We start from the raw sequence: 25,331 nt of genomic DNA, 5'->3' as shown, positions 1-25,331 counted from the left end.
GAGGAAGCATGCGCAGCTCGGTCGAGATCTATAATATCCGTACGGGTGCAAACCGGATCGTCTGGCAAACGGACCAGCTGATCGAAGCGCCGAACTATTCGCCTGACGGCCGAGATCTGCTGCTGAATGGCGACGGCCTACTTTACCGACTGCCGCTGGATGGCAGCGGCATCGCCCAGGTCGATACCGGCTTTGCGACGCAGTGCAACAACGATCACGGCATTTCTCCGGATGGTTCGCTGATCGCGATTTCCGACAAGACGCAGCATGGTAAATCCTGCATCTATGTTCTGCCCGCAGAAGGCGGCACGCCAAGGCAGGTGACCACCAATCTGCCGTCCTATTGGCACGGCTGGTCGCCGGACGGGAAGCGCTTCTCCTATTGCGGCATCCGCAACGACGTTTTCGATATCTATACGATCTCGATCGATGGCGGCGAAGAGACCCGACTGACGCATGGCGAGGGCCGCAATGACGGACCTGACTATTCGGCCGACGGGCAATGGATCTATTTCAATTCGAGCCGCACCGGCCTCATGCAGATCTGGCGCATCCATCCCGACGGCACCGGCTTGCAGCAACTGACCGACGACAATTACGGCAATTGGTTCGCGCATCCGTCGCCAAAAAACGACAAGGTCGTCCTGATCTCCTACGATCCCGACGTCTTCGATCATCCGCGCGATCTCAATGTGCGGATGCGGCTGATGGATATGGATGGCGGCAATATCACGACGCTGTTCGAGCTCTTCGGCGGGCAGGGGTCGATCAATGTGCCGAACTGGTCACCGGATGGGGACGAGTTCGCCTATGTCCGCTATGAGCCGGCCTGAGCTCTGGACAGACCGCAACCGGCGCGATAGATCTGGATGCGTTCTCAGGGCGCATCCGATCCGCGGGAAGGGCTAGGCCCACCTGATGCATATGAAGTGAGACTGCCACACCTCTTTTCAGTCTGTGGGCGCGGATACCGGACGTAAATGGAAGGAGGTCTATCGTGACCACGCGCTCTTTGGCTGTCGACGCCACTCTCGATTCCCTGAAAAAGCAGGCCAAGTCTTTCCTCAAGGCCCTTCAAGCCGGCGATGCTTCGGCGCGCAGCCGCGTTGCGCCCTATTTTGCCGATATCGCCAATGTGGGGCTGCAGGACATTCAGCTTGTTCTTGCCCGTGAATTCGGTTTCTCCAGCTGGACGAAGCTGAAGGCGCATCTGGAAAGCGGCGATCGCAGGCATGTTCCGCCAGATCAGCTCGCCAATCGCTTCCTGTCGCTGGCGACGGTCTCGTATTTTGCCAATATTCCCGCCGATCCCGCACGCTTCGATGAGGCGCTGCGACTGCTTGAAGACAATCCGGAGATTGCCGACGAAAGCATTCAGGTCGCTGCTGCACTCGGCGATGCCGATCGTATAGCTCGCTGGCTCGATCGCCAGCCGCAGCTTCTCGATCGCAAGGGCGGGCCGCATGATCTCACTCCGCTGATGTACGCGGCCTATGCTCGCGTGCCAGGTCGTTCCAGCCTGCCGGCAGCCGGTGAGCTGGTCCGGCGCGGTGCCGACGTCAACGCCTTCTTCCTCGATGCCGGCCAATATCGATTCACTGTCTTGACCGGCGTCTTCGGCGAAGGCGAGGCGGGGAAGGAGCGTCAGCCTCAGCATTCGGAATGCGAGGCATTCGCGCGGCTGCTGCTCGATGCGGGCGCCGAGGCGAATGACAGCCAGGCGCTCTACAACCGCATGTTCGAACCCGACAATACGTGCCTGAAATTGCTGATCGAATATGGCTTGTCGGCTAGGGATAAGAACAATTGGCTCGTGCGCGAGGATGGCAAGTTCGTCGAGAATTCGCAGACCGTTTTCGACTATCAGCTTGCCTGGGCGCTGGAACATCGTATGGGCGAGCGGGTGCGCCTGCTGGTGGATCATGGCGCTGATGTTCACGAGCCTGTCAATGGTAGAACGCCCTACGAATGGGCTCGCCTAAGTGGCGATAGCAAGCTGGCGGCATACCTTATTCAAAAGGGTGCTGTCGCGGTTCGCCTGAAGCCAGAGGATTGGGCCTATATTCAAGTGAAGGCCGGCGACATCGATGCCGAACAAATCAAGAAAGTTTTCCAGCAAATGCCAGGTGGGCGCGACCTTGATATCGCAGCGGCGATGCGTAAGGCTCATCCGGCCATGCTCCACGACGCTGCCGGGGAAAACGACCTTGGAGCCGTCCGCCGAATGCTGGCCCTGGGTCTCGACGCTAACGCGATGACGAGCCGAACGCCGCTGCATGAGGCGGCACTGCATGGCCATATGGAGATGGCGAAACTGCTGATCGAGCATGGAGCCGATACCACTGTTCGCGATCCGATTTTTCATGCGCCGCCAATCGGTTGGGCCGAATATAATGGCAAGCATGAGATGGTCGAGTTTTTGAAAGCCTATCCGCTCGATATTTTCGCGGCGGCAGCTTTCGGCCAGATCGATCAGCTTGCGGCTATTCTCGACAAGCATCCGGCGCAGGTGAATATGCGCTTCGGTAAATTCCGTTCGCATGGAGAGCCCACCGATCGCGATTGGATGACGCCGCTCGGCTTTGCCATCGCCAATCGGCGCGGCGACGCGGCAAGCTTCCTGCTGGCGCAGGGGGCGGATCGTTCGGTCAGGGACGCCTCAGGACGGTCCTATCGCGATCTTGCGCGCGAGGCAGGCGATGAGGCCATCATTTCCCTGTTGCGCAAGTCAGGAACAGCGTGAAAGCCTGCAGGCGGAGATTGGGAGCATCCGCCGACGCATTATTGCGTCGGCTGCGGCCCGGCCTCTTTGGGATGCTTGAGGTCGATGCTGCCTTGGTCGGTCGCGAGGAATTGCGGGCCGACCTGGCGCACCTTATGGGCTAAGGGATCGTATGGCCGATCCGGCGGAAATTGCTGTGGCTGCGCCTGTGTTATCTTGGGCGCCGGCGTCGGCGGTGCCTGTTTCTGTTCCAGGCTGGAATTCTTCTGGAGCCGTGGCGTTTCGATGACGGTAATGGAGCTTTCAGGCTTGGCCAGCGACTGCTCCTGCGGTGCATAGGCGTCCATCTTCGTGTGGGTATCGATCACGATATCCGGGGTGGCCGAAGCCGGCAGACTGCAGCCGTTACGCTGCATCGTATCCAGCAACTGCCGGCGCTGCATGGCTACGGCATCGACGCGGCCGACGCTTTCCTCACGCTGATCCATCAGCAGGGAGAGATCCTGCCGCATCTGATCGATCGATTGCCTGATGTCATCGCAGACACCCTGATTGTCCTGGTCGCCAAATACGCCGTCGTCGCCTTCGGCGCAGCCCTGGTTGCGCAGGTCGCTCATCGTCCGGCGGATCATCAGGTTCTGCTGCACGATGGTGCGCGAGAGCTGGCGTGTCTCCTGGCTGGCGCCGATCACCTCGTTGATGTCGACATAGCGGCCGCGCAGTTCGTCGCAGAGATCGGCCTGTGCGAGGGCCGGCGTGGCCGCCAGCAGGGAAAAGAGGGCAATGGAAGCTTGTTTTATGCCGCGGTTCACGGTGCTGCTCTCGAAAGCGGTTTTAACTCGCTGAAGATTACACGCTGCAGCTTAACAACGTATCCATGAAAAAGCACGGATTTCGAGAGGATTTTCCTGAAATTGCAGCTCGCAGCCGACAATAGCCAGGAGATGGGCGGCACCGCGATTGCATGAAGCGCGGTGCCGTTCTGACGGCGGCTGCGAGGCGCAGCATCAGGCGATCTGCGAGGCCTCGACGACGGCGAGCGCCGCCATATTGACCACGCCACGGGAAGTGACCGACGGCGAGAGAATATGGGCCGGAAGCGCCGTCCCGAGCAGGATGGGACCGACGTGCAGACCATCGGTCATGGTCTTGACCACGCCGAGCGTGATATTGGCCGCATCGAGATTGGGGAAGACCAGTAGATTGGCTTCGCCGGAAAGCGCGCTGTCCGGCATCACGTGGCGGCGCAGGCTTTCGGAAATGGCGCTGTCGCCATGCATTTCGCCATCGACCTCCAGATCCGGTGCTGCCTTGCGGACGAGAGCCAGCGCTTCGCGCATCTTCGTGGCGCTTTCCGACTCTCGGGAGCCGAAGTTGGAATGCGAGACGAGGGCAGCGCGCGGCTCGATGCCGAAGCGCTTGATTTCCTCGGCAGCCAGCCAGGTGGATTCCGCGATTTCCTCGGCGGTCGGATTAAAGGTCACATAGGTATCGGTGTAGAAGGTCGCGCCGCGCTGCGAAATAAGCAGGCTCAATGCGGAGAAATCGCGAACGTCCGGCCGCTTGCCGATGACCTGGCGGACGATGCGCAAATGACGCTCATAACGACCTTCGAGACCGCAGATGAGCGCATCGGCTTCGCCGCGCTTCAGGGCAAGCGCGCCGATGACGGTCGTGTTGGTGCGAACGATGGTGCGCGCTGCTTCGGGGATAACGCCTGCGCGGCCGACCAGCGAGAAATAAAGCTCGACATATTCGCGGAAGCGGGGATCGTCTTCCGGATTGATGACGGCAAAATCCGTATTCGGACGGATCTTCAGGCCGTAGCGCTTCAGGCGCGTCTCGATAACGGAAGGACGGCCAATCAGGATCGGGACGGCCGTGCCTTCTTCAAGAAGAACCTGGGCGGCGCGCAGAACGCGTTCGTCCTCGCCTTCGGAAAAGACGACGCGCTTGCGCTCGGCAATCTTCGCGGCGGCAAAGATAGGCTTCATGACAAAGCCCGAACGGAAGACGAAGCGGTTGAGCTCGTCCATATAGGCGTCGAAATCGGTGATCGGACGCAGGGCGACGCCGCTGTCTGCGGCTGCCTTTGCCACGGCCGGCGCAATGCGCAGGATCAGGCGCGGGTCAAAGGGTGAGGGGATCAGGTAATTCGGCCCGAAGACCGGAGTTTCACCGGTATAGGCCCGCGCCGCGACATCGGAAGGCTCCTCGCGGGCAAGTGCTGCGATGGCGCGCACGGCGGCCATCTTCATCTCTTCGTTGATCGTCTTGGCGCCGCAATCGAGCGCACCGCGGAAGATATAGGGGAAGCAGAGGACGTTGTTGACCTGGTTCGGGAAATCCGAGCGACCGGTGCAGATCATCGCGTCGGGGCGGGCGGCGCGGGCGAGGTCCGGCATGATTTCCGGCGTCGGGTTGGCGAGCGCCATGATCAGAGGCTTTTCGGCCATCTGCGCCAGCAGCTCTGGCTTCAGCACGCCGGCGGCGGACAGGCCGAGGAAGACGTCGGCGCCCGGAATGGATTCGGCAAGCACGCGCTTGTCGCTATCCTGAGCGTAGACCGATTTCCACTCGTCCATCAGGACGTTGCGGTCCTTGTAGACCAAGCCTTCGATATCATGAACCCAGATGTTTTCGCGCTTGGCGCCGAGAATGACGAGCAGGTTGAGGCAGGCGAGCGCGGCTGCGCCCGCGCCGGAGGCGACGATCTTGACCTCTTCGATCTTCTTGCCGGCGAGTTCCAGTCCGTTGAGGATGGCGGCGGCGACGATGATGGCGGTACCGTGCTGATCGTCGTGGAAGACCGGAATTTCCATTTTCTCGCGCAAGCGGCGCTCGACGTCGAAGCATTCCGGCGCCTTGATGTCTTCGAGATTGATACCGCCGAAGGTCGGTTCGAGCGCCGAGACGGTGTTGACCATCTCATCGACCGTCGGGGCTGCGATTTCGATGTCGAAGACATCGATGCCGGCGAATTTCTTGAAAAGAACGGCCTTGCCTTCCATGACCGGCTTGGAAGCGAGCGGGCCGATATTGCCGAGGCCGAGCACCGCCGAACCGTTGGAAATCACCGCTACGAGATTGGCGCGGGACGTGTAATAAGCGGCCGCTTCCGGATTGTCGCGAATGGCAAGACAGGGCGCGGCAACGCCGGGCGAATAGGCAAGCGCCAGATCGCGCTGGTTGCCGAGCGGCTTGGTGGCCTGGATTTCAAGCTTGCCGGGGCGGGGATAGCGATGGAAATAGAGCGCCTGTTCGTCGAAATCGCCACTCGCCAAGTTTTCGGCTTTTTTCGAAGTATCGTGCGTATCCATCTCGCGGTCTCCATTCCTATTCCTGCCTGCGCTTTGAGTCTTCTGCATACATCAATCGCTTCGCCTTCACAGTATGGAATTGAGGTCACAAAGCGTTTTTGTCGTGACAAAACTGAATTGCCTTTTTTTGCAAGAATTAAGCTGCCGGCGTCTCTTGGATCGAACGCTATGCTCGCGGCTGAGCCGTCAAGCACAGGGATTGTCATCTTCCTGAAACACGAGTCTGGTTTTGGAATAGCCAACGTAGGATAGGGCACGGACATATAGTTCGTGAATGAAAACATGGACCCCCGGCATTTCCGAACGCTATTCATTTCTGACGTGCATCTCGGCTCGAAGGCCGCCAAGGCGGACTACCTGCTCGACTTTCTCCGTCATCACGAAGCCGATACCATCTTTCTGGTCGGGGACATCGTGGATGGCTGGAGACTGAAGCGAAACTGGTACTGGCCGCAGCATTGCAACGACGTGATCCAGAAGCTCCTGCGCAAGGCGCGCAAGGGCACGCGTATCGTCTATATCCCGGGCAATCATGACGAATTCCTGCGTGACTTCCCCGGCATGCATTTCGGCGGCATCGAGGTGGCGCAGCGCGCCATGCATGAAACGGCCGACGGCAAGAAATATCTCGTGCTGCATGGCGATGAATTCGATGTCGTCGTCCGCAATGCCCGCCTGCTCGCCTATCTTGGTGATTGGGCCTATGACATGGCCATTCTGATCAATATCGGCCTTGCAGCGGTACGCCGCCGCCTGAACATGCCTTACTGGTCGTTCTCGGCCTGGGCGAAGCTGCAGGTGAAGCATGCCGTCAATTTCATCGGCGAATTTCAGCGTGTCGTCGCCGAAGAGGCCAAGCGCAACGATGCCGATGGCGTCATCTGCGGCCATATCCACCATGCGGTGATCGAGGATCTCGATGGCATCCGTTACATCAACACAGGCGACTGGGTGGAAAGCTGCACGGCGATTGCCGAACACGAAGACGGCACGTTCGAGCTCATTACCTGGCAGAATATTCTCGAGACACAACCCGTTGGCTCGCCCGTCGAGGAAATGCCGCAGGCACTCGGGGCACAAGCGGCATAATTCTGCGCCTGTTCACAAGCTTGCTAATAGTTTGTCATAATTATTGAACGCCTACGGCTTTGGTTTTTCCGAAACGGTACTGTTTGGGCCATTTCTCGCCATAGTCGTATTCTCGATAGCGTGATAGGGACAAATGAGTTCCCTTCAGGTCTGTCATGATTCCCGCGATCAAGTCCTTCCAGGGCGAGGGTGCGCCTCCATATTTCCGCTTGCGCACTGCCTTGTCCTACTGCGCTCCGTTGTTCGTCAACGGAATTGCCCTGCCGTTTTTCCCCGTCTGGCTGGCGGGGCTGAATTTCAATGATCATGAGATCGGCCTGGTGCTCGCCATTCCCATGGTCGTTCGGGTGCTCGTGACACCCATCATCGCGGTGCTCGCCGACCATATGACGGAGCGGGCGGATGTGCTGATATGGTCGGGTGCGCTGTCGCTGCTGACGGCTGTCGCGCTCTACTGGGCGAGCGACTTCTGGCCGGTGCTTCTGGTCTACGGCATTCAGGGCGCCACCTACGCGCCTTACGTGCCGGTGGTTGAGTCGATCGCCATGTCGGGCGTGCGCCGCTGGGGCTTCGACTACGGCTCCATGCGGGTCTGGGGATCGATCACATTCATCCTGTCGACCCTTCTCGGCGGCCAGCTGATCGGCATGTGGGGCGGCTCCACTGTCTTGCCCGTAATGGTGGCCGGATTCATTCTGACGACGCTGATGGGTTTTTTCGCCCCGCGCATCGGGCCGACGCGCCGGCGTAACCTGCCGATCAATCTGCAATCTCCGACCGGAAGCCTGCGCTCGCCGCACTTGCTCATCACCATGATCGGCGTGTCGATCCAGCAATCGAGCCATGCGATGCTCTATACGTTTGCATCGATCTACTGGCATAAGCTTGGCTTTTCCGGCGCGCAAATTGCCGTCCTATGGAGCATCGGCGTTGCGGCTGAGGTGATGGTTTTCTTCCTGTCGAAGAAGCTCAGTCGGCGGTTCAGCGCCTGGACATTGATCTTTTTCGGCGCGAGCATGTGCATTGTGCGCTGGATCCTGTTTCCGATCAATTTCGGCTTCTTCGGCTATTTCGTCCTGCAGTGTTTCCATTCCTGCACCTATGCCTGCGTCCACACAGGCATTCAGCGTCGCATCGTGGCCTCGGTGCACGAAACGCAGGAATCATCGGCCCAGGGGGCGTATTATTTTTACAACGGCATGTTCTTGGGGTTGATGACCCTTGCATCCGGCTATCTCTATGCCTGGCTTGACCTCGCCAGCTATTATGTCATGGCCGGCATTGCAGCCTTCGGGCTGGTCATGGTCATTTTCGCCTACGGGCTGCAGGCGAGGACGCCGGCAATCGGCGGCGGCGCTCACGGCGTATCCTGATGCGGTGCAACAAATTCATTTGGATATCAAAAAGCCGTGACATAAGTTGGCGTCGGCGCGAGATGGAAATTCCACGCGTAGTCGGTGTATTAAGCATTGACCAAGCGGGCTCACCGAGTCGGCGTATGTTGTGCCAGATTTGAAAGACGCATGAGTTTGAAAGCAGCCGAGCAAAGGTCCGACGCACCGAAGATCGATGATGCGCCCGAGGGCGCAGGCCATCGCTATCGGCTGCAAGGCAATTGGCGCAGCGCCAATGTGCATGGCGTGCTGCGACAGATCGAGCAGCTGTCCAAGCGAAGCTCCGGCGGCGACGTCGTGATCGATCTTTCCGGTCTTTCGGATGTGGATACGGCGGGTGCGCTGCTGATCCGCCGGCTGAAGGAAAGCCAGGAAGCGCACAAGGCTCACGTTACGATCGAGGGTTCCAATCCGCATATCGACGAATTGCTGACGACTTTCGACGCGCATCCGGACGATGAGGCGGCAGCGGCGAAGCCGAGGAAATCATGGGCGGAGCGTTTCTTCGCGCCTATCGGCGAAAGCGTCTACGATATCTGGGGCAATCTCATTGCCGCGATGTATATACTGGGTTCGGCCGTGCGCGGCGGTCAGCTCAAGTTTGGCCGCGGCAGCGGCGTTTCGCCAGCCTCGATCATCAATCAGATCGATCATATGGCGGTGCGTGCCGTTCCGATCATCCTGCTGATGTCGTCGCTGATCGGCGCGATCATCGCCCAGCAAGGCGCTTTCCAGCTGCGTTATTTCGGCGCGGAAATCTTCGTGGTCGATCTGGTCGGCATCCTGCAATTGCGCGAAATCGGCGTGCTTCTGACCGCGATCATGATCGCCGGCCGTTCCGGCAGCGCGATTACCGCCGAAATCGGTTCCATGAAGATGCGCGAGGAAGTGGACGCGCTGAAGGTCATGGGCCTCAACCCCGTCGGCGTGCTCATCTTTCCCCGGCTGGTCGCGCTGACGGTGGCCTTGCCGCTGCTGACGGTTATTGCCAACTTTGCCGCGCTCTTTGGCGCTGCGGTAGTGTCCTGGGCCTATTCCGGCATCACGTTTGCGACCTTCATATCGCGCCTGCATGAGGCCGTCAGCCTTTCGACGATTATTTCAGGCATGATCAAGGCGCCGTTCATGGCGCTGGTCATCGGCATCGTCGCTGCGGTCGAAGGATTGAAGGTGGGAGGCAGTGCCGAATCTCTCGGGCAGCACGTGACGTCATCGGTGGTGAAGTCGATCTTCGTCGTTATCCTCATGGACGGGCTTTTCGCCATGTTCTATGCGGCAATCGATTTCTGAGGGACGATGACGATGAGCGCGCTTCACTCGGAGATCCCGTTGGAAAAAGATGAGCAGGGCAGGGACATCGTGCTGTCGGCACGGGATGTCACTGTGGCTTTCGGCTCGAAAGTGGTTCTCGATAAGCTCAACCTCAATATCTATCGCGGTGAAATCCTCGGTTTCGTCGGCGCTTCCGGCGCGGGTAAGTCCGTGCTGCTGCGCACTGTGCTGCGGCTGTTACCGCGCCGATCGGGCAAGATCGAGATCCTCGGCGAAGATTACGACAAGCTCGACGAAGAGGATCGCAACCGGCTCGACATGCGGCTCGGCGTTCTCTTCCAGCAAGGTGCACTGTTTTCCTCGCTAACGGTCAAGGAAAACATCCAGGTGCCGATGCGGGAATATCTGGACCTGCCGAAAGAGATGATGGACGAGCTTGCGCTGATGAAGATCCGCATGGTGGGTCTCGCCGCTGACGCCGCCGACAAATATCCTTCCGAGCTTTCGGGCGGCATGATCAAGCGCGCGGCGCTGGCGAGAGCCCTGGCGCTCGACCCCGATCTCGTTTTCCTCGATGAGCCGACCTCGGGCCTCGATCCGATCGGTGCGTCGGAGTTCGACGAATTGATCGCCAAGCTGCGCGACACGCTCGGCCTGACCGTTTATATGGTGACTCACGACCTCGACAGCCTGTTTTCCGTCTGTGACCGTATTGCTGTCCTCGGACAGAAGCGGGTATTGGTGGAAGGCACGGTTGAGGACATGCTCGCCTGTGATGATCCCTGGGTGCAATCCTACTTCAGGGGCAAGCGCGCACGCTCGATCGTGCCGCGCGAGGACATCAGAGGGCACAACGACGACAAAGGCGCAGGCGCCCACAGCCGCGAGAAGTGACTGGAGACAATGGAAACCAAAGCCAATTACACGATCGTCGGGTTCTTCACGCTGGTTGTCATCGCGGCCGCCTTCGGCTTCGTCTACTGGATGGCGGAATATGGCCGCGGCGGTCCGATGGTTGAGCTCGTCGTGCGCATTCCCGGTTCGGCAAATGGGTTGAGCGTCGGCTCGCCGGTCCGTTTCAACGGTATTCAGGTCGGTTCGGTACAGGGCCTTTCGATCGATGCCGACGACCCGAACTATTCTCTCGCCTTCACGCAGGTGCGCGCCGATGCGCCGGTCTACACCTCGACCAAGGCCATTCTTGAGATCCAGGGCCTGACGGGTGCTGCCTATATCGAGCTTTCCGGCGGTCGCAACAGCGACGAAAATATCCTCAAGCGCTCGATCGACACGGGCAAGCGGGCGGTATTGCTCGCAGACCAGTCGAGCGTGACCAACCTGTTGACGACGGCCGACAAGATCCTGAACCGCGCCAACGACACGATCGGCGACATCCAGGGCTTCGTCTCGGATTCGCGCGGGCCGCTGACGGATACCGTGCGCAATGCGCAGAAATTCTCGAAGGCCATCGCCGACAATTCCGACAATATCGACAAGTTCCTGGCAAGCGTCGGCCAGCTTTCCGATACCTTCAAGACGGTCTCGGTCCGCGTCGATTCGACGTTGGATGCGATCGAAAAGCTGGTCCGCGCGGTCGATGCCCAGAAGGTCAACGACGTCATCGCCAATGCCGACAAGATTACGGCCAATGTCGCCGATGCGACGACCGACCTGAAGGCGACGATTGCAAGTTTCAAGCAGACGGCCGACACTTATACGACGTTCGGTCAGAACGCTCAAAAGACCCTGGATCGGGTCGATGCGATCGTCGCGCAGATCGATCCGGCCAAGATCAAGGGATCGGTTGACGATATTGCCGATGTGACGAAACAGGCTCGTACCGCGGTCGCATCGATTCGGGACGTCGCCAACTCGGTTGCCTCGCATCAGCAGGATATCGATCAGACGATTGCCAATGCCCGCGAGATTTCGACCAAGCTCAATGCGGCGTCCGGCAAGGTCGACGGCATCCTGACCAAGGTCAATTCATTGCTCGGCGACGACAGCACCAAATCGCTGTTTGCAGAAGCCAAGGACACGCTCGAATCTTTCAAGAAGATGGCGGACAATCTCAATTCCCGCATCGGACCGATCGCCGACAATCTGCAGAAGTTTTCCAGCAGCGGCTTGCGCGATGCCCAGACCCTCATCAACGACATGCGGGGCACGGTTGACAATCTGAATAGTACAATCACTAACTTCGACCGCAATCCGCAACGACTGATTTTCGGCGGGGATACGGTCAAGACTTACGACGGCCGCGCGCGGCATTGATGAAGAGCGACATCTGGTCTCCAGGGGATAAGCGAAATATGGTCGGTTGCGTGTCGAGTGAGCGTCATCAGGTGTGGAAAGCTGTGATCGCGTTGCCGTTGCTCGCGGCCTTGCTGGGAGGCTGTGGAACCTCCTCCAACAATGATACCTACGATCTTTCCGCGTCGGCGAAGACGAATGGACCTTCGGTCAAAAGCCGCCAGATCCTCATCCCGCCGCCGACCGCGCTGCAGGCTCTGGACAGCAATCAGATCGTCATTCGCGTCTCGGGCTCGGAAATTCAATATCTCGGCAAATCGCAATGGAGCGACAAGCTGAGCAGAATGGTGCAATCGAAACTTGTCGAGGCTTTCGAGAATACCGGTAAGCTCGGTGGCGTCGGCGTGCCGGGGCAGGGGCTTGCGATCGACTATCAGATCGTCACCGATATCCGCTCCTTCGAGATCAATGCGTCCGGCGGCCACAAGACGGCAGTCGTCGAAATCTCCGAAAAGATCCTGAACGATCGCACCGGCACGGTGAAGGCGCAGAACGTGTTCCGGAAGGTCGTGCCGGTCAGCGGCGGCAGCAATCCCGATTTCGTCCGGGCGCTCGATGCCGCATTTGCCGGTGTGACAGGCGAACTCGTCGACTGGACGTTGCGCTCGCTGTAAGGGCGGTCAGCGCTCCATCAACTCCTTCAGCGTCTTCAGATCCCGCATGACATGCGCGGCATCGGCTGCGAATTGCTCTGCCTCCATGCCCGGTAGCTGGAGCACGGTGAACATGACCTCGCAACCATCGCCGTTCGGTGCGACGCGTAAGGCATTATAGACTTGCAGATCGGATTCCAGCGTGACCCAATGGTCGATGACACCGAAGTCATTGCGAGGCGAGAAGCGTACACGTGCAGTGCCGAGCGTGCCTTCGGCGATCCAATCATTGCCATCCTGCGTCAGCCCGGACGCCAGGCCCGAGGCCCAGAAAGGCATGTTTTCCGGACGGCTGGCGTAGTCGTAGACCTCCCTCCAGTCGCGATCGATGGAGATGTGCACGATCCTCGCATTCATGGTCGACATGGTGTTTTCCTCCTCTATATCACCGCCAAGGGACTGAGACCGGCTGAACAGGCCAGGGTTCGCATGCGAATGAATCGCCAATTCGGCAACATTGTTGCACAGTCCTGCAAAGGGAACGATTCACGGCTTTCGGAGGCTTGCCGTTTTCCGCCCGGAGTGCAACAACAGCCCCAACGCAGGGCTGCCGCCTGTCGCGCCGAGCGCCGGCGGCATTGCGTCACATCGGATGTTGCTGCGTCTTCAGGGTGGGCTGAGCGCAGTGAACGGTTCATTGGAGGATTGTCGTGGAAAAGGCAGAAATCGGGCTGATCGGTCTCGCGGTAATGGGATCGAATCTGGCGCTCAACATCGCTGAAAAAGGCAACAAGATTGCAGTGTTCAACCGTACTCCTCAGGTAACGGATGAATTCTACGCGAATGCGGGCGCACTCAAAGACAAGATCATTCCCTGCAAGACGATCGAGGAGTTCGTCGAGGCAATCCGTCCGCCACGGCCGATCATCATCATGATCAAGGCCGGCGAGCCGGTCGACCAGCAGATGGCGGCGCTGCAGCCCTATCTGGACAAGGGCGACATCATGATCGACGCCGGCAACGCTAATTTCCGCGACACGATCGCCCGCTTCGACCGCCTCAAGGATACCGGCCTGACCTTCATCGGCATGGGCGTGTCCGGCGGCGAGGAAGGTGCGCGTCACGGCCCCTCCATCATGGTCGGCGGCACGGAAGAGTCCTACAAGCGCGTCGAGAAGGTGCTGACCTCGATCGCTGCGAAATACAACGACGATCCATGCGTTGCCTGGCTCGGCAATGACGGCGCCGGTCACTTCGTCAAGACGATCCACAACGGCATCGAATATGCCGATATGCAGATGATCGCCGAAATCTACGGCATCCTGCGCGACGGCCTCGGCAAGAGCGCCGCCGATATCAGCTCGATCTTCGGCGAATGGAACAAGGGTCGCCTCAACTCCTATCTCATCGAGATCACCGAGAAGGTTCTTGCCGCGAAGGATCCCGCAACCGGCAATGCCATGCCTGATGTCATTCTCGACAAAGCCGGCCAGAAGGGCACAGGCAAGTGGTCGGTTATCGAAGCCCAGAACATGGGCATTCCTGCAACCGCCATCGAAGCCGCCGTTGCCGCCCGCAGCCTCTCGGCCATCAAGAGCCAGCGCGAGGCCGCCGAGACGATCTTCGGCACGCCGGACTACAAGTTCCCGATCGCTTTCGGTCCCGATCTGCTGAAGGATCTCGAGCTTGCGCTGTTCGCGGCCAAGATCGGCGCTTACGCGCAGGGCTTTGCCGTCATGGCCGAGGCCTCGAAGGAGTTCAACTGGTCGCTGCCGATGCCTGTCATCGCCAAGATCTGGCGCGCCGGCTGCATCATCCGCTCGCAGTTCCTCGACGAGATCACCAGCGCCTTCACGAAGACGCCGGATGCGGCGAACCTGATCGTTACTCCGGCCTTTGCAGAGATGGTCAAGGAATCGATCCCGTCGCTGCGCCGCATCGTTTCGGCTGCGACTGCTGCCGGCCTGCCGGTTCCTGCGCTTGCTTCTGCGCTGACCTATTTCGACGCGTATCGCCAGGCGCGCGGCACCGCCAATCTGATCCAGGCTCAGCGCGACTTCTTCGGCGCTCACGGCTTCGACCGTGTCGACGGCAAGGATATTCACCACGGCCCATGGGGCAGTGGTGCTTCAGCCTGATAGAGCAGTCGGATACGATGATCAAAAGGCCTGCCGGTGAAACCGTGCAGGCCTTTTCCTTATCAGCCGTTTGACCAGACGGGCGGGCTGATGCTTTGCAGAAGCTCCGGCTCTACGCCGTCGATGCGCGCGATGACCGCCTTGGCGAGTTCCCGGCCGGCATGACGAAAGTCTTCCGACGCCGCAATGATATCGGGCCTGATCCAGCTCAAGACATCGGTCGATTGCTTGGCGACCATGTCGATGTCACGCCCGAGACGAAAACCAGCGGCCTCGATTCCGGCATTGACGGCAATGGCGCCGCCGCTGCTGGAGCAGATGAAACCATCGGGTGCATGCGGAGAGCGCATCAGTGCTTCGACCGTGTCCTTGATATCGGCAAGGGTGTTGTCCGTGGTGATCCCGAGCGGGATCTCTTCCGCACCATATTGACGCAAACCCGCCTGGAAGCCGATGCGGGTATGCGAATAGTAGGTCAGCTTGCTGGAGGGCTGCAGAAGCGCCAGGCGGCGCCGTCCTTTGTTGACCAGCGCCTGCACGGCTTCGTGCGTGAAGGCTTCGTTGTCGAAATCATGGAAGGGGTGCACGATGCCCATATCCGTCCGTCCATGCGTGGAAAAAGGCATGCCACGATCGTGCATGAGCGCGACGCGCGGATCGTTGGGTTCGGTGCGCGATATGATGACGCCGTCAGCCGAGCCGGTATCCAGGATGTAGCGGACCGGAACCAGTGAGTCCTTGCTAAGCGAATGCGGCGTGATGACCAGATGATACTGAGTACCGGCCAGAACCTCGGAAATGCCGAAGACGATCTGGCTGGTAAAGCCCATGATGTCTTCGTGCATGCTTAGGACCAGGGCGATGACATTGGTCTTTCCGGTCCTGAGACGTACGCCGGCGCGATTGGGATGATATCCCAGTTGCCGCGCGACCATGCGCACCCGCTGCTTGGTTTCGGCGCCGATATCAGGAGCATCTTTCAAGGCGCGAGAGACAGTGGTTATCCCAAGCCCGGTCATAAAGGCGATCGTCTTGAGCGTCGGCCGTTCATGTGTAGACTGCGCTGTGCTGCTGCCGGAAATCTTCTTACTGTCCATATCCTGCAATGCTGCCTCCCGCGACCGACCGCTTATAGTGCCCGCAGCAGCGCTGCAAGCATATTTGTGATGTGGTCACTCCGTCCTCATGTCGAAAATCTGTAACGATACAGTGGAAAAGTCGAGTACTTTTTCTCATGTCGAGAAAACTAATATATGCGACGGTTCAATCCGCATCCTTTTTCCAAAATTTGCAGATGCACGAGAAGGTTTCAGGTGTCCGGTTGACGATGTCAAAAATAGTTAAACATAATCAGTAACTTAAATTTTCCCGACGCTGACGAATGGTGGGATGAATGGTAGGCGTTTTGGCTTATTCGAAAGAAGGTATATAATTTGAGGCGCTATATTTTAGCCTGCTGAAAAATTTTGTGAGCGAGCGGTTGCGCGTTCAAAATGATTCGACTACGTTTTTCCGGCAACGTTTCAGTGAGGGAGGAGAACTCATGAATATTCGTTTGATGGCCGCTGTGCTGGCCGCTTCAGTTGCATTGCCGCTTGGTGCGGCAAAGGCAACTGATCTTGAGGTAACGCATTGGTGGACTTCCGGTGGTGAAGCTGCCGCCGTGGCGGAATTGGCAAAGGCGTTCGACGCGACCGGTAATCATTGGGTCGATGGTGCGATCGCCGGCTCGGGCGGCACTGCTCGTCCGATCATGATCAGCCGCATCACCGGCGGCGATCCCATGGGTGCCACCCAGTTCAACCACGGTCGTCAGGCCGAGGAGCTGGTGCAGGCTGGCCTGATGCGCGATCTGACCGATGTCGCCACGCAAGAGCATTGGAAGGACATCATCCGTCCGTCGAGCCTGCTCGATTCCTGCACGATCAACGGCAAGATCTATTGCGCGCCGGTTAATATTCACTCCTGGCAGTGGCTCTGGCTTTCGAATGCCGCTTTCAAGAAGGCCGGCGTTCCGGTTCCGAAGAATTGGGATGAATTCGTTGCCGCCGCTCCTGCGCTGGAAAAGGCAGGCATCGTTCCGCTCGCTGTCGGTGGCCAGCCATGGCAGGCTGCGGGTGCCTTTGACGTTTTGATGGTCGCCATCGCCGGCAAGGACAACTTCGAGAAAGTGTTCAAGGACAAGGATGCGAAAGTCGCTGCCGGACCGGAGATTGCCAAGGTCTTCAAGGCTGCCGATGACGCCCGCAAGATGTCCAAGGGCTCCAACGTTCAGGATTGGAACCAGGCCACGAACTTGGTCATCACCGGCAAGGCCGGCGGCCAGATCATGGGAGATTGGGCACAGGGTGAGTTCGCCTTAGCAGGCCAGAAGGCCGGCACGGACTATACCTGCCTTCCCGGCCTCGGTGTCAATGAAGTCATTTCCACAGGCGGCGACGCATTCTACTTCCCGCTGCTGAAGGATGAGGCCAAGTCGAAGGCTCAGGATGCGCTCGCGAAAACGCTTCTCGATCCGAAGACCCAGGTTGCCTTCAACCTGAAGAAGGGTTCGCTGCCGGTGCGCGGCGACGTGGACCTCACGGCAGCCAACGACTGCATGAAGAAGGGCCTGGAAATTCTGAAGAAGGGTAATGTGATCCAGGGCACGGACCAGCTTCTTTCTGCCGACAGCCAGAAGCAGAAAGAAGATCTGTTCTCCGAGTTCTTCGCCAATCCTTCGATGACGCCGGAAGCGGCTCAGAAGCGCTTCGTCGAGATCATCGCTGCTGCTGATTGATCTCTATCTTCTCGCTGTAGTGATACCGGCCTCGCGTTGCGGGTCGGTATCACGGCCGGGACACGTCCTGTGATCCGGCTGGCTACGGCGCCCCTTCGGCGGCGGACTCCCATAGATGTGGCGTTCGGCCGTGGATGAGGAGGAAGCGACAGGGACTGAGACCGGGGCATGGCCCAGAGTTCCTGATCGTCGAAGCAATCGCGCGTTAGAAGGAGCTACAATGACGGGTCATGCGAAAGCCGGCCGGCCAAATCAATTTCTGCGCAATCTGAATTCGAAGATTGCATCCATTCCAATGATCCTGACGGCCATCGTCATCTTCCTCGGCGGCACGATCTGGACAGTGGTTTATTCCTTCACCAATTCAAAGCTGCTGCCACGTCTCAGCTTTGTCGGGCTGGACCAATACCACCGTCTATGGGCGGCGCCGCGCTGGGTCGTGTCCATTGAGAACCTTGCCGTTTACGGCATTCTTTCCATGATCTTCAGTCTCGTCATCGGCTTCGTGCTGGCTGCGCTGATGGACCAGAAGATCCGGTTCGAAAACACCTTCCGCACGATTTTTCTTTATCCTTTCGCTCTCTCCTTCATCGTCACCGGCCTCGTCTGGCAGTGGCTGCTTAACCCCGAATTCGGCATCCAGTCCGTTGTGCGTTCGCTCGGATGGACAAGTTTCACCTTCGATCCGCTCTATACGCCGAGCATCGTTATTTACGGCGTGCTGATTGCAGCGCTTTGGCAGGGTACGGGGCTCGTGATGTGCCTGATGCTCGCGGGCCTGCGCGGCATTGACGAAGATATCTGGAAAGCGGCGCGCGTGGACGGGATTCCGATGTGGCGGACCTATCTTTTCATCGTCATTCCGATGATGCGCCCCGTCTTCATCACTACACTGGTCATCATCGCCAGCGGTATCGTCAAGGTGTACGACCTCGTCGTCGCGCAAACGAGCGGCGGACCTGGCATCGCTTCGGAAGTTCCGGCGAAATACGTCTACGACTACATGTTCCAGGCGCAGAATCTTGGACAGGGGTTTGCTGCTTCCACCATGATGCTGGTGACCGTCGCAATCATCGTCATTCCCTGGGCCTATCTGGAATTCGGCGGAGGGCGCAAACATGTCTAATCCTGTTACTCTCAAGAATGTAAACGGCGGTGCTGCCTTGACGGAGAAGACGCTCTCCGGCCCGAGTGGTCGCAAGCCGCGCCGGGTGATTTCCGGCCGCAATATCATGCTCTACGGTACGCTTTTCGTCGCCGCGGCCTATTACCTGTTGCCGCTGTATGTGATGATCGTCACGTCGCTGAAGGGAATGCCTGAAATCCGGCTCGGCAACATCTTCTCGCCGCCGCTCGAGATCACTTTCGAACCATGGGTGAAAGCCTGGGCAACCGCTTGTACGGGCCTCAATTGTGACGGCCTTTCCCGCGGTTTCTGGAATTCCGTGCGCATCACCGTGCCGTCGACGATCCTGTCGATCGCGATTGCCTCGGTCAACGGCTATGCGCTTGCCAATTGGCGCTTCAAGGGAGCCGATCTGTTCTTTTCGATCCTGGTGATCGGGGCATTCATTCCGTATCAGGTGATGATTTATCCGATCGTCATCGTGCTACGCGAAATCGGCATCTACGGTACGCTGACCGGACTTATCCTGGTGCACAGCATCTTCGGCATGCCGATCCTGACGCTGTTGTTCCGGAATTATTTCGCATCGCTGCCGGTGGAGCTTTTCAAGGCCGCGCGTATCGATGGCGCCGGCTTCTGGCAGATTTTCCTGCGCATCATGCTGCCCATGTCGCTGCCGATCTTCGTCGTCGCCATGATCCTGCAGGTCACAGGCATCTGGAACGACTTCCTGTTCGGCGTCGTCTTCACCCGGCCGGAATATTATCCGATGACCGTCCAGCTCAACAATATCGTCAATTCCGTCCAGGGCGTGAAGGAATACAACGTCAACATGGCGGCAACGATCCTCACCGGTCTTGTTCCACTTATCGTCTATTTCGTGTCCGGGCGGCTCTTCGTCCGCGGCATCGCCGCCGGCGCAGTGAAGGGGTGATCCATGAACAGTAGCGTTTCCATCAAAGACCTCTCGCTCGATTTCGGCGCGGTCACCGTTCTGAAGAACCTCAACCTCGAGATCAATGACGGTGAATTCCTTGTGCTTCTCGGTTCGTCGGGCTGTGGCAAATCGACTTTGTTGAATTGCATTGCCGGCCTGCTCGATATCACCGAGGGGCAGATCTTCATCAAGAACAAGAACGTCACCTGGGAAGAGCCCAAGGATCGCGGCATCGGCATGGTGTTCCAGTCCTATGCCCTCTATCCGCAGATGACGGTCGAGAAGAACCTGTCCTTCGGTCTGCGCGTTGCCAAGGTGCCGCAGGACGAGATCAGCAAGCGCATCGCGCGGGCTGCCGAGATCCTGCAGATTCAGCCGCTGTTGAAGCGCAAGCCGGCCGAGCTTTCGGGCGGCCAACGCCAGCGCGTCGCGATCGGCCGCGCCCTGGTGCGCGACGTCGATGTGTTCTTGTTCGACGAGCCGCTTTCGAACCTCGATGCCAAGCTGCGTTCGGAACTGCGCGTCGAAATCAAGCGGCTGCATCAGTCGCTGAAGAATACCATGATTTACGTGACCCATGATCAGATCGAGGCGCTGACGCTCGCCGATCGCATCGCGATCATGAAGAACGGCGTCATCATGCAGCTCGACGATCCCACGACGATCTACAACGAGCCGCGCAATCTCTTCGTCGCGGGCTTCATCGGCTCGCCGTCGATGAATTTCCTCAAGGGCGAACTGGTAAACCGCGAAGGCAAGGTCGTGTTCGCGACCAACGACGTGCTGTTTTCTCTCGACGGCTACAAGGCCGGCGAGGCTCTGCAGGCGGGCCGCAAGGTGGTGCTGGGCGTCCGTCCCGAGCATATCAAGGTCAATGAAGCGGCCGCGTTAGGTGCCGAAATTCACAATGCCACGGTCGATATCGAAGAGCCGATGGGCGCCGATAATCTGCTCTGGTTGAAGCATGCCGGGCATACCATGTCGGTTCGCGTCAACGGCGCGAGGCGCTTTGGTCCCGGTTCGGCCGTAAAGCTTGGCTTCGACATGTCTCTCGCATCGCTCTTCGATGCGCAGACAGAACTCAGAATATGATCCCATGACCGGAGGCGGCCCGGCCGCCTCCTTCTTTGCAGCGGTCCGAGGAGGTCCGATGTCTTCTTCCATCAATGATAGCCTCACCGTCGATCTGGCCGGATCGTGGAGCCTGACGTCTCCCGACAGTGATCACTCGCTATCCATATCTCTGCCCGGTGACGTTCATTCCGCGCTCCATGCTGAGGGGCTTATTCCCGATCCTTATTTTGCGCGGAACGAAGAGGTCGTGCAGTGGGTCGCCAAGCAGGACTGGGAGCTGAAGCGCAGCTTCGTACTCGATGATGCCGGCGGAGACTGGTATCTCGATATCGATTATCTCGACACAGTCGCCAGCGTCTACGTCAACGATGCGTTGGTGCTGGAGGGGAATAACTGTTTTCAGCGTTATCGCCCTGACGTCTCGAAGGTGCTGAAGACGGGTACGAACACCATTCGCATCGTCCTGCATTCGAGCATTTCGGCTGGTGCTGCCCTGCAGGCCAAGCAGCCTTTCTACATTCCCTACAGCACCGGCAATTCGCCGATCCCGAACGGTAACATGCTGCGCAAGCCGCAATGCCATTTCGGCTGGGACTGGAACATCGCGATCGCGCCGCTTGGCCTCTATGGCACGATCGCGCTGAAGAAGCTCGAAATAGCCCGCATCGAAAATGTCGTCACCCAGCAGATTCATAATGATGACGGCTCGGTCGATCTCAAGGTGACGGTGGCGCTATTTGCCAAGGGAACGGGGATCGCGCAGCTTTATTTCTCGCTCGATGACGAGCGGGTTCGCCTCGATGTCGGCGTCAACGCCGGCGAGACGTCGATCACCCATTTCTTCCATATCGACAAGCCTAAGCTTTGGTGGCCGGCAGGCAATGGCGAGCAGGCACTCTATGCTTTGTCGGTGGAAACCAATTTCGAAACCGTCACGCGGCAGATCGGCCTGCGTACGGTCGAGCTGATCACCACTGAGGACGAGGCTGGCAGCCGTTTCGCGTTGAAGGTCAACGGTCGCGAGATTTTTGCCCGCGGGGCCAATTGGATCCCAGCCGATGCCCTGTTCTCTCGCTCCAATCCGGCCGCGACCGGGGATCTGCTGCAATCGGCCGTCGATGCCAATATGAATGCGATCCGCGTCTGGGGTGGCGGATTCTATGAGCATGACTGGTTCTACGACACCTGCGATCGCCTGGGTCTGATGGTGTGGCAGGACTTCATGTTTGCCTGCAATCTCTATCCCTCGACTGGTGATTTCCTCGAGAATGTCGAGGAGGAGGTGGGCTATCAGGTGCGCCGGCTTGCGACGCATCCCTCCATCGTTCTCTGGTGCGGCGACAATGAGCTGGTGGGTGCGCTCACCTGGTTCGAGGAGTCCCGCAAAGATCGGGATCGCTATCTCGTCTCTTACGATCGCCTGAACCGGACGATCGAGACGGCGATGAAGAAGGCGCTGCCGGATGCGATCTGGTGGCCATCGAGCCCGGCTTCGGGCTATCTCAATTTCGGCGACGCCTGGCATGCCGATGGCTCCGGCGACATGCATTACTGGTCCGTCTGGCACGAGAACAAGTCCTTCGACAATTATCGCTCCGTCCGTCCCCGCTTCTGCTCGGAATTCGGCTTCCAGTCCTATACCTCGCTGCCCGTCATCAAGACCTATGCAGAGGCGAAGGATATGAATATCGCCTCTCCGGTCATGGAACTGCACCAGAAGAATGCCGGCGGCAACGAGCGCATTGCCGGCACGATGTTCCGCTATTTCCGCTTTCCCAAGGATTTCCCGAATTTCGTCTATCTGAGCCAGGTCCAGCAGGGCCTCGCCATCAAGACGGCGGTGGAATGTTGGCGGTCGCTGAAGCCGCATTGCATGGGCACAATTTACTGGCAACTCAACGACACCTGGCCTGTCGCTTCCTGGTCCAGCCTGGATTACGGCGGTCGTTGGAAGGTGATGCACTATCTGGTGCGACGCTTCTTCCAGCCTGTATCCGTTGCGGCAATTCCTTCGGACGACAATAAGACGATCCGCTTCTCTCTGGTCAACGACACCAACGCTGATGTGGTGGTCGATATTTCCGTATCGCTGCTCAGGCTTGATGGCGAGCGCGTGCCGCTGACGACGGCGCATGCCGTTTGCACGCCGGATGCGGCCGTCACGGCATTGTCGATCGATGCGGATCAGGTTCCCACCGATTGCCTGCTGGCGTGGCGCTTCACCGCATCGAACGGCATGGGCGGCGAGGGGCATTATGTTCACGGCACCTACAAGGCGCTTGAGCTTCAGCCTGCCGGCCTGACGGTGCTGCGGGAGGAGAAAGAGGAAAACGGGACCGTGGAACTCACCGTCACCGCAAGGGGACTTGCGCTGTTCGTGATGATCGAGAGCGAGGCGGAAGGGCGTTACTCCGACAACGCCTTCGATCTTGCCGCCGGCGAAAGCCGCCGCGTCGTGTTCACGCCCACCAAGCCGCTCGCAAGCGGCGTGCCCGAATTCCGTATCTACGATCTGCAATCCAGCCAGTCGGTGGACAGCTAAGCGACGAACAGCCAACCGGTGGATTGAACTATTGCGCCGCAGTGGCGGCGCTTTCGGGGCCCCAAGCCCCAAGACAGGCGGCCCGAAGGCCATTGGAGGACTATTGATGACGAAACTTGGATTTCAGCTCTACAGCGCCCGCAATTTCCAGCCCTATTCGGAAATCTTCGTAAAGCTCGGCAAGGCCGGCTATGCCGAAGTCGAAGGCTTCGGCGGTATCTATGTCGATCTTGATGAGACCGGCCTCAAGAACCTGCGCGCCGAACTCGACAAGAATGGCCTGCGGATGGCAAGCGGTCATTTCAGCCCGGATTTCCTTGATGGCGAAGTGCAGAAGTCGCTCACCATCGCCAAGACCCTGGGCATGGATTCGATCTATGCGCCCCATATCGGCGCCGATCAGCGCCCGAAGGATGCCGCCGGCTGGCTCGCCTTCGGCAAGCGCCTGCATGAAATGAGCAAGCCTTACAAGGATGCGGGCTTCGAATTCGGCTGGCACAACCACGATTTCGAATTCGTCAAGCAGGCTGATGGCTCGCTGCCGATCGAGCAGATCTTCGAAGGGGCTCCGGATATTTCCTGGGAAGCCGATATCGCCTGGGTCATCCGCGGCGGCGGCGATCCCTTTGCCTGGATCGAAAAGCTTGGTCCGCGCATCACCGCCGTTCACGTCAAGGACATTGCGCCGGCTGGCGAGAACAAGAATGAAGACGGCTGGGCCGATGTCGGTCACGGCACCGTTCCATGGGCAAAGCTGCTCAAGGCGCTCGCCGGTACCAAGGTCAAGCACTTCGTCGTCGAACATGACAATCCGAGCGATGTCGATCGCCTGATCACGCGCTCCATCGCATCCTTCAAGAGCTTTTGAGGCATTTCCACATGGCTAAGGAACTTGGCGTCGGCATCATCGGATGCGGCAACATTTCAACCACCTATTTCTCGCTCGCACCGCTCTTCAAAGGCCTGAAGGTGCTGGCCTGCGCGGATATCAACATGGAAGCGGCGCGTGCGCGCGCCGAAGAATACAAGGTCAGGGCCCAGACGATCGACGAACTGCTCGCCAATGACGAGCTCGATGTCATCGTCAACCTGACCATCCCGGACGCGCATTTCCCGGTTTCCAAGCGCATCCTCGAAGCCGGCAAGCACGTCTACTCCGAAAAGCCGCTCGTGCTGACGCTGGAGCAGGGTGAGGAGCTCCGTCGCATCGCCAAGGAAAAGGGGCTTGCGGTTGGCTGCGCTCCGGACACCTTCCTCGGTGGTGCGCATCAGCTCGCCCGCAAATTCATCGATGACGGCGGTATCGGGCGCGTCACTTCGGGCGCATGCTATGTGATGAGCCCGGGCATGGAAATGTGGCATCCGAATCCGGATTTCTTCTTCCTGCCTGGCGGCGGCCCGATCCTCGATCTCGGCCCTTACTACGTCGCCAACCTCATCAACCTGATCGGACCGGTGAAGCGCGTGGGCGCGATGACCTCCATGGCATCGCCGACCCGCACCATCACCAGCCAGCCGCGCAATGGCGACATCATTCCGGTGAAGACCCCAACGACGATCCAGGCGCTGCTGGAATTCGTCAGCGGCGCCCGGATCACGCTGACGGCGAGCTGGGATGTGTGGTCGCACCGCCATGCCAACATGGAGCTCTACGGCACCGATGGCTCGCTCTACGTGCCCGATCCGAACTTCTTCGGCGGCACGGTCGAGGCGAGCGGCCGCGACAAGGACATCAAGCCGCTGGAAAACTGGGCGCATCCTTTCGGCATCGTCAACCAGGAAAGCCCGAACGGCTCGCGCGCCAACTACCGCACGGCCGGTCTTGCGGACATGGCAGCCTCGCTGATCGACGGACGCGATGCCCGTTGCTCGCTCGACCGCACCCTGCATGGCGTCGACGTCATGACCTCCATCCTGAAGTCTGGCGAGGAAGGGCGTTTCATCGATCTCAGCACCACCTGCACGCAGCCGGCGGCACTCGGCATCGAAGAGGCTCAGGCGCTCTTGAAGTAAGCGCGGGAAGAGCTAGTTT

Annotated in this window: 20 protein-coding genes; 16 read left to right on the top strand and 4 right to left on the bottom strand. The window is 59.0% G+C overall.

The window, feature by feature from the left end; genetic code table 11:
* The first annotated feature begins 8 nt into the window (after window positions 1-8).
* Window positions 9-833: a TolB family protein gene (locus tag RTCIAT899_RS10035; RefSeq protein WP_015340111.1), complete on the top strand. Its 825-nt coding sequence runs from the start codon at window positions 9-11 to the stop codon at window positions 831-833.
* 164 nt (window positions 834-997) lie between these two features.
* Entirely contained in the window at window positions 998-2,743 is a 1,746-nt protein-coding gene (locus tag RTCIAT899_RS10030) for an ankyrin repeat domain-containing protein (protein ID WP_015340110.1), read from the top strand.
* 38 nt (window positions 2,744-2,781) lie between these two features.
* Here the strand turns inward: RTCIAT899_RS10030 and RTCIAT899_RS10025 are convergent, their stop codons facing one another.
* On the bottom strand, window positions 2,782-3,534 hold the full coding sequence (locus RTCIAT899_RS10025) for a hypothetical protein (RefSeq protein WP_015340109.1): 753 nt from the start codon (window positions 3,532-3,534) through the stop codon (window positions 2,782-2,784).
* 195 nt (window positions 3,535-3,729) lie between these two features.
* A complete protein-coding gene (locus RTCIAT899_RS10020; RefSeq protein ID WP_015340108.1) occupies window positions 3,730-6,042 on the bottom strand; it encodes an NADP-dependent malic enzyme in 2,313 nt (770 codons plus the stop codon).
* Between the two features lie 282 nt (window positions 6,043-6,324).
* Here RTCIAT899_RS10020 and RTCIAT899_RS10015 point away from each other — a divergent pair, with 282 nt between their 5' ends.
* From RTCIAT899_RS10015 to RTCIAT899_RS09990, 6 genes are all read left to right on the top strand, one after another.
* Entirely contained in the window at window positions 6,325-7,131 is an 807-nt protein-coding gene (locus tag RTCIAT899_RS10015) for a UDP-2,3-diacylglucosamine diphosphatase (protein WP_015340107.1), read from the top strand.
* Between the two features lie 155 nt (window positions 7,132-7,286).
* Complete coding sequence (locus RTCIAT899_RS10010) at window positions 7,287-8,504, top strand: MFS transporter (protein ID WP_015340106.1); 1,218 nt, start codon at window positions 7,287-7,289, stop codon at window positions 8,502-8,504.
* A gap of 150 nt (window positions 8,505-8,654) precedes the next feature.
* Window positions 8,655-9,815 carry an ABC transporter permease gene (locus RTCIAT899_RS10005; RefSeq protein ID WP_015340105.1) on the top strand — a complete coding sequence of 387 codons (1,161 nt, stop codon included), beginning with the start codon at window positions 8,655-8,657 and terminating at the stop codon, window positions 9,813-9,815.
* Between the two features lie 12 nt (window positions 9,816-9,827).
* The gene (locus tag RTCIAT899_RS10000; RefSeq protein WP_041677900.1) at window positions 9,828-10,691 is read left to right on the top strand and encodes an ABC transporter ATP-binding protein; all 864 of its coding nucleotides are present in this window, start codon (window positions 9,828-9,830) and stop codon (window positions 10,689-10,691) included.
* A gap of 9 nt (window positions 10,692-10,700) precedes the next feature.
* A complete protein-coding gene (locus RTCIAT899_RS09995; protein WP_015340103.1) occupies window positions 10,701-12,071 on the top strand; it encodes an MlaD family protein in 1,371 nt (456 codons plus the stop codon).
* A gap of 38 nt (window positions 12,072-12,109) precedes the next feature.
* Window positions 12,110-12,724, top strand: a complete 615-nt coding sequence (locus RTCIAT899_RS09990) for an ABC-type transport auxiliary lipoprotein family protein (protein ID WP_051043214.1) — start codon at window positions 12,110-12,112, stop codon at window positions 12,722-12,724.
* A 6-nt stretch (window positions 12,725-12,730) separates the two neighbouring features.
* On the opposite strand, the gene RTCIAT899_RS09985 is transcribed toward RTCIAT899_RS09990, so the two are convergent.
* Window positions 12,731-13,129, bottom strand: a complete 399-nt coding sequence (locus tag RTCIAT899_RS09985) for an SRPBCC family protein (protein ID WP_015340101.1) — start codon at window positions 13,127-13,129, stop codon at window positions 12,731-12,733.
* Window positions 13,130-13,413: 284 nt separating this feature from the next.
* Here RTCIAT899_RS09985 and gndA point away from each other — a divergent pair, with 284 nt between their 5' ends.
* On the top strand, window positions 13,414-14,841 hold the full coding sequence (gndA, locus tag RTCIAT899_RS09980; protein ID WP_015340100.1) for an NADP-dependent phosphogluconate dehydrogenase: 1,428 nt from the start codon (window positions 13,414-13,416) through the stop codon (window positions 14,839-14,841).
* 62 nt (window positions 14,842-14,903) lie between these two features.
* Here the strand turns inward: gndA and RTCIAT899_RS09975 are convergent, their stop codons facing one another.
* Window positions 14,904-15,938, bottom strand: a complete 1,035-nt coding sequence (locus tag RTCIAT899_RS09975; RefSeq protein ID WP_041677470.1) for a LacI family transcriptional regulator — start codon at window positions 15,936-15,938, stop codon at window positions 14,904-14,906.
* 446 nt (window positions 15,939-16,384) lie between these two features.
* On the opposite strand from RTCIAT899_RS09975, the gene RTCIAT899_RS09970 reads away from it, so the two are divergent.
* From RTCIAT899_RS09970 to RTCIAT899_RS09940, 7 genes are all read left to right on the top strand, one after another.
* Window positions 16,385-17,620, top strand: coding sequence for an ABC transporter substrate-binding protein (locus RTCIAT899_RS09970; RefSeq protein WP_015340098.1), 1,236 nt, complete (start codon window positions 16,385-16,387; stop codon window positions 17,618-17,620).
* Window positions 17,621-17,840: 220 nt separating this feature from the next.
* Window positions 17,841-18,746 (top strand): carbohydrate ABC transporter permease, encoded by a 906-nt coding sequence (locus tag RTCIAT899_RS09965; protein WP_015340097.1) that lies wholly within the window; start codon window positions 17,841-17,843, stop codon window positions 18,744-18,746.
* Window positions 18,739-19,680 (top strand): carbohydrate ABC transporter permease, encoded by a 942-nt coding sequence (locus RTCIAT899_RS09960; protein WP_015340096.1) that lies wholly within the window; start codon window positions 18,739-18,741, stop codon window positions 19,678-19,680. Before RTCIAT899_RS09965 ends, RTCIAT899_RS09960 begins: the two co-directional genes overlap by 8 nt.
* Before the next feature lie 3 nt (window positions 19,681-19,683).
* Window positions 19,684-20,775 carry an ABC transporter ATP-binding protein gene (locus RTCIAT899_RS09955; protein WP_015340095.1) on the top strand — a complete coding sequence of 364 codons (1,092 nt, stop codon included), beginning with the start codon at window positions 19,684-19,686 and terminating at the stop codon, window positions 20,773-20,775.
* A 58-nt stretch (window positions 20,776-20,833) separates the two neighbouring features.
* On the top strand, window positions 20,834-23,299 hold the full coding sequence (locus RTCIAT899_RS09950; RefSeq protein ID WP_015340094.1) for a beta-mannosidase: 2,466 nt from the start codon (window positions 20,834-20,836) through the stop codon (window positions 23,297-23,299).
* A 106-nt stretch (window positions 23,300-23,405) separates the two neighbouring features.
* A complete protein-coding gene (locus RTCIAT899_RS09945) occupies window positions 23,406-24,167 on the top strand; it encodes a sugar phosphate isomerase/epimerase family protein (RefSeq protein WP_015340093.1) in 762 nt (253 codons plus the stop codon).
* 11 nt (window positions 24,168-24,178) lie between these two features.
* Window positions 24,179-25,312, top strand: a complete 1,134-nt coding sequence (locus RTCIAT899_RS09940; RefSeq protein WP_015340092.1) for a Gfo/Idh/MocA family protein — start codon at window positions 24,179-24,181, stop codon at window positions 25,310-25,312.
* The last annotated feature ends 19 nt before the right edge of the window (window positions 25,313-25,331 follow it).

This window comes from Rhizobium tropici CIAT 899, from assembly GCF_000330885.1.
In the GTDB taxonomy this organism is placed as follows: domain Bacteria; phylum Pseudomonadota; class Alphaproteobacteria; order Rhizobiales; family Rhizobiaceae; genus Rhizobium; species Rhizobium tropici.
This window is presented reverse-complemented; position numbering and strand designations above follow the sequence as displayed.

Bases quoted from the DNA above. Each gene is read 5' to 3' on its own strand.
- RTCIAT899_RS09960 (WP_015340096.1), top strand. From the start codon at position 18,739: ATGTCTAATCCTGTTACTCTCAAGAATGTAAACGGCGGTGCTGCCTTG.
- RTCIAT899_RS10010 (WP_015340106.1), top strand. From the start codon at position 7,287: ATGATTCCCGCGATCAAGTCCTTCCAGGGCGAGGGTGCGCCTCCATAT.
- RTCIAT899_RS09970 (WP_015340098.1), top strand. From the start codon at position 16,385: ATGAATATTCGTTTGATGGCCGCTGTGCTGGCCGCTTCAGTTGCATTG.
- RTCIAT899_RS09945 (WP_015340093.1), top strand. From the start codon at position 23,406: ATGACGAAACTTGGATTTCAGCTCTACAGCGCCCGCAATTTCCAGCCC.
- RTCIAT899_RS09985 (WP_015340101.1), bottom strand. From the start codon at position 13,129: ATGTCGACCATGAATGCGAGGATCGTGCACATCTCCATCGATCGCGAC.
- RTCIAT899_RS10020 (WP_015340108.1), bottom strand. From the start codon at position 6,042: ATGGATACGCACGATACTTCGAAAAAAGCCGAAAACTTGGCGAGTGGC.
- RTCIAT899_RS09990 (WP_051043214.1), top strand. From the start codon at position 12,110: ATGGTCGGTTGCGTGTCGAGTGAGCGTCATCAGGTGTGGAAAGCTGTG.
- RTCIAT899_RS10035 (WP_015340111.1), top strand. From the start codon at position 9: ATGCGCAGCTCGGTCGAGATCTATAATATCCGTACGGGTGCAAACCGG.
- RTCIAT899_RS10015 (WP_015340107.1), top strand. From the start codon at position 6,325: ATGGACCCCCGGCATTTCCGAACGCTATTCATTTCTGACGTGCATCTC.
- RTCIAT899_RS09955 (WP_015340095.1), top strand. From the start codon at position 19,684: ATGAACAGTAGCGTTTCCATCAAAGACCTCTCGCTCGATTTCGGCGCG.
- RTCIAT899_RS09995 (WP_015340103.1), top strand. From the start codon at position 10,701: ATGGAAACCAAAGCCAATTACACGATCGTCGGGTTCTTCACGCTGGTT.
- RTCIAT899_RS09950 (WP_015340094.1), top strand. From the start codon at position 20,834: ATGTCTTCTTCCATCAATGATAGCCTCACCGTCGATCTGGCCGGATCG.
- RTCIAT899_RS09965 (WP_015340097.1), top strand. From the start codon at position 17,841: ATGACGGGTCATGCGAAAGCCGGCCGGCCAAATCAATTTCTGCGCAAT.
- RTCIAT899_RS10005 (WP_015340105.1), top strand. From the start codon at position 8,655: ATGAGTTTGAAAGCAGCCGAGCAAAGGTCCGACGCACCGAAGATCGAT.
- RTCIAT899_RS10000 (WP_041677900.1), top strand. From the start codon at position 9,828: ATGAGCGCGCTTCACTCGGAGATCCCGTTGGAAAAAGATGAGCAGGGC.
- RTCIAT899_RS09975 (WP_041677470.1), bottom strand. From the start codon at position 15,938: ATGGACAGTAAGAAGATTTCCGGCAGCAGCACAGCGCAGTCTACACAT.
- RTCIAT899_RS09940 (WP_015340092.1), top strand. From the start codon at position 24,179: ATGGCTAAGGAACTTGGCGTCGGCATCATCGGATGCGGCAACATTTCA.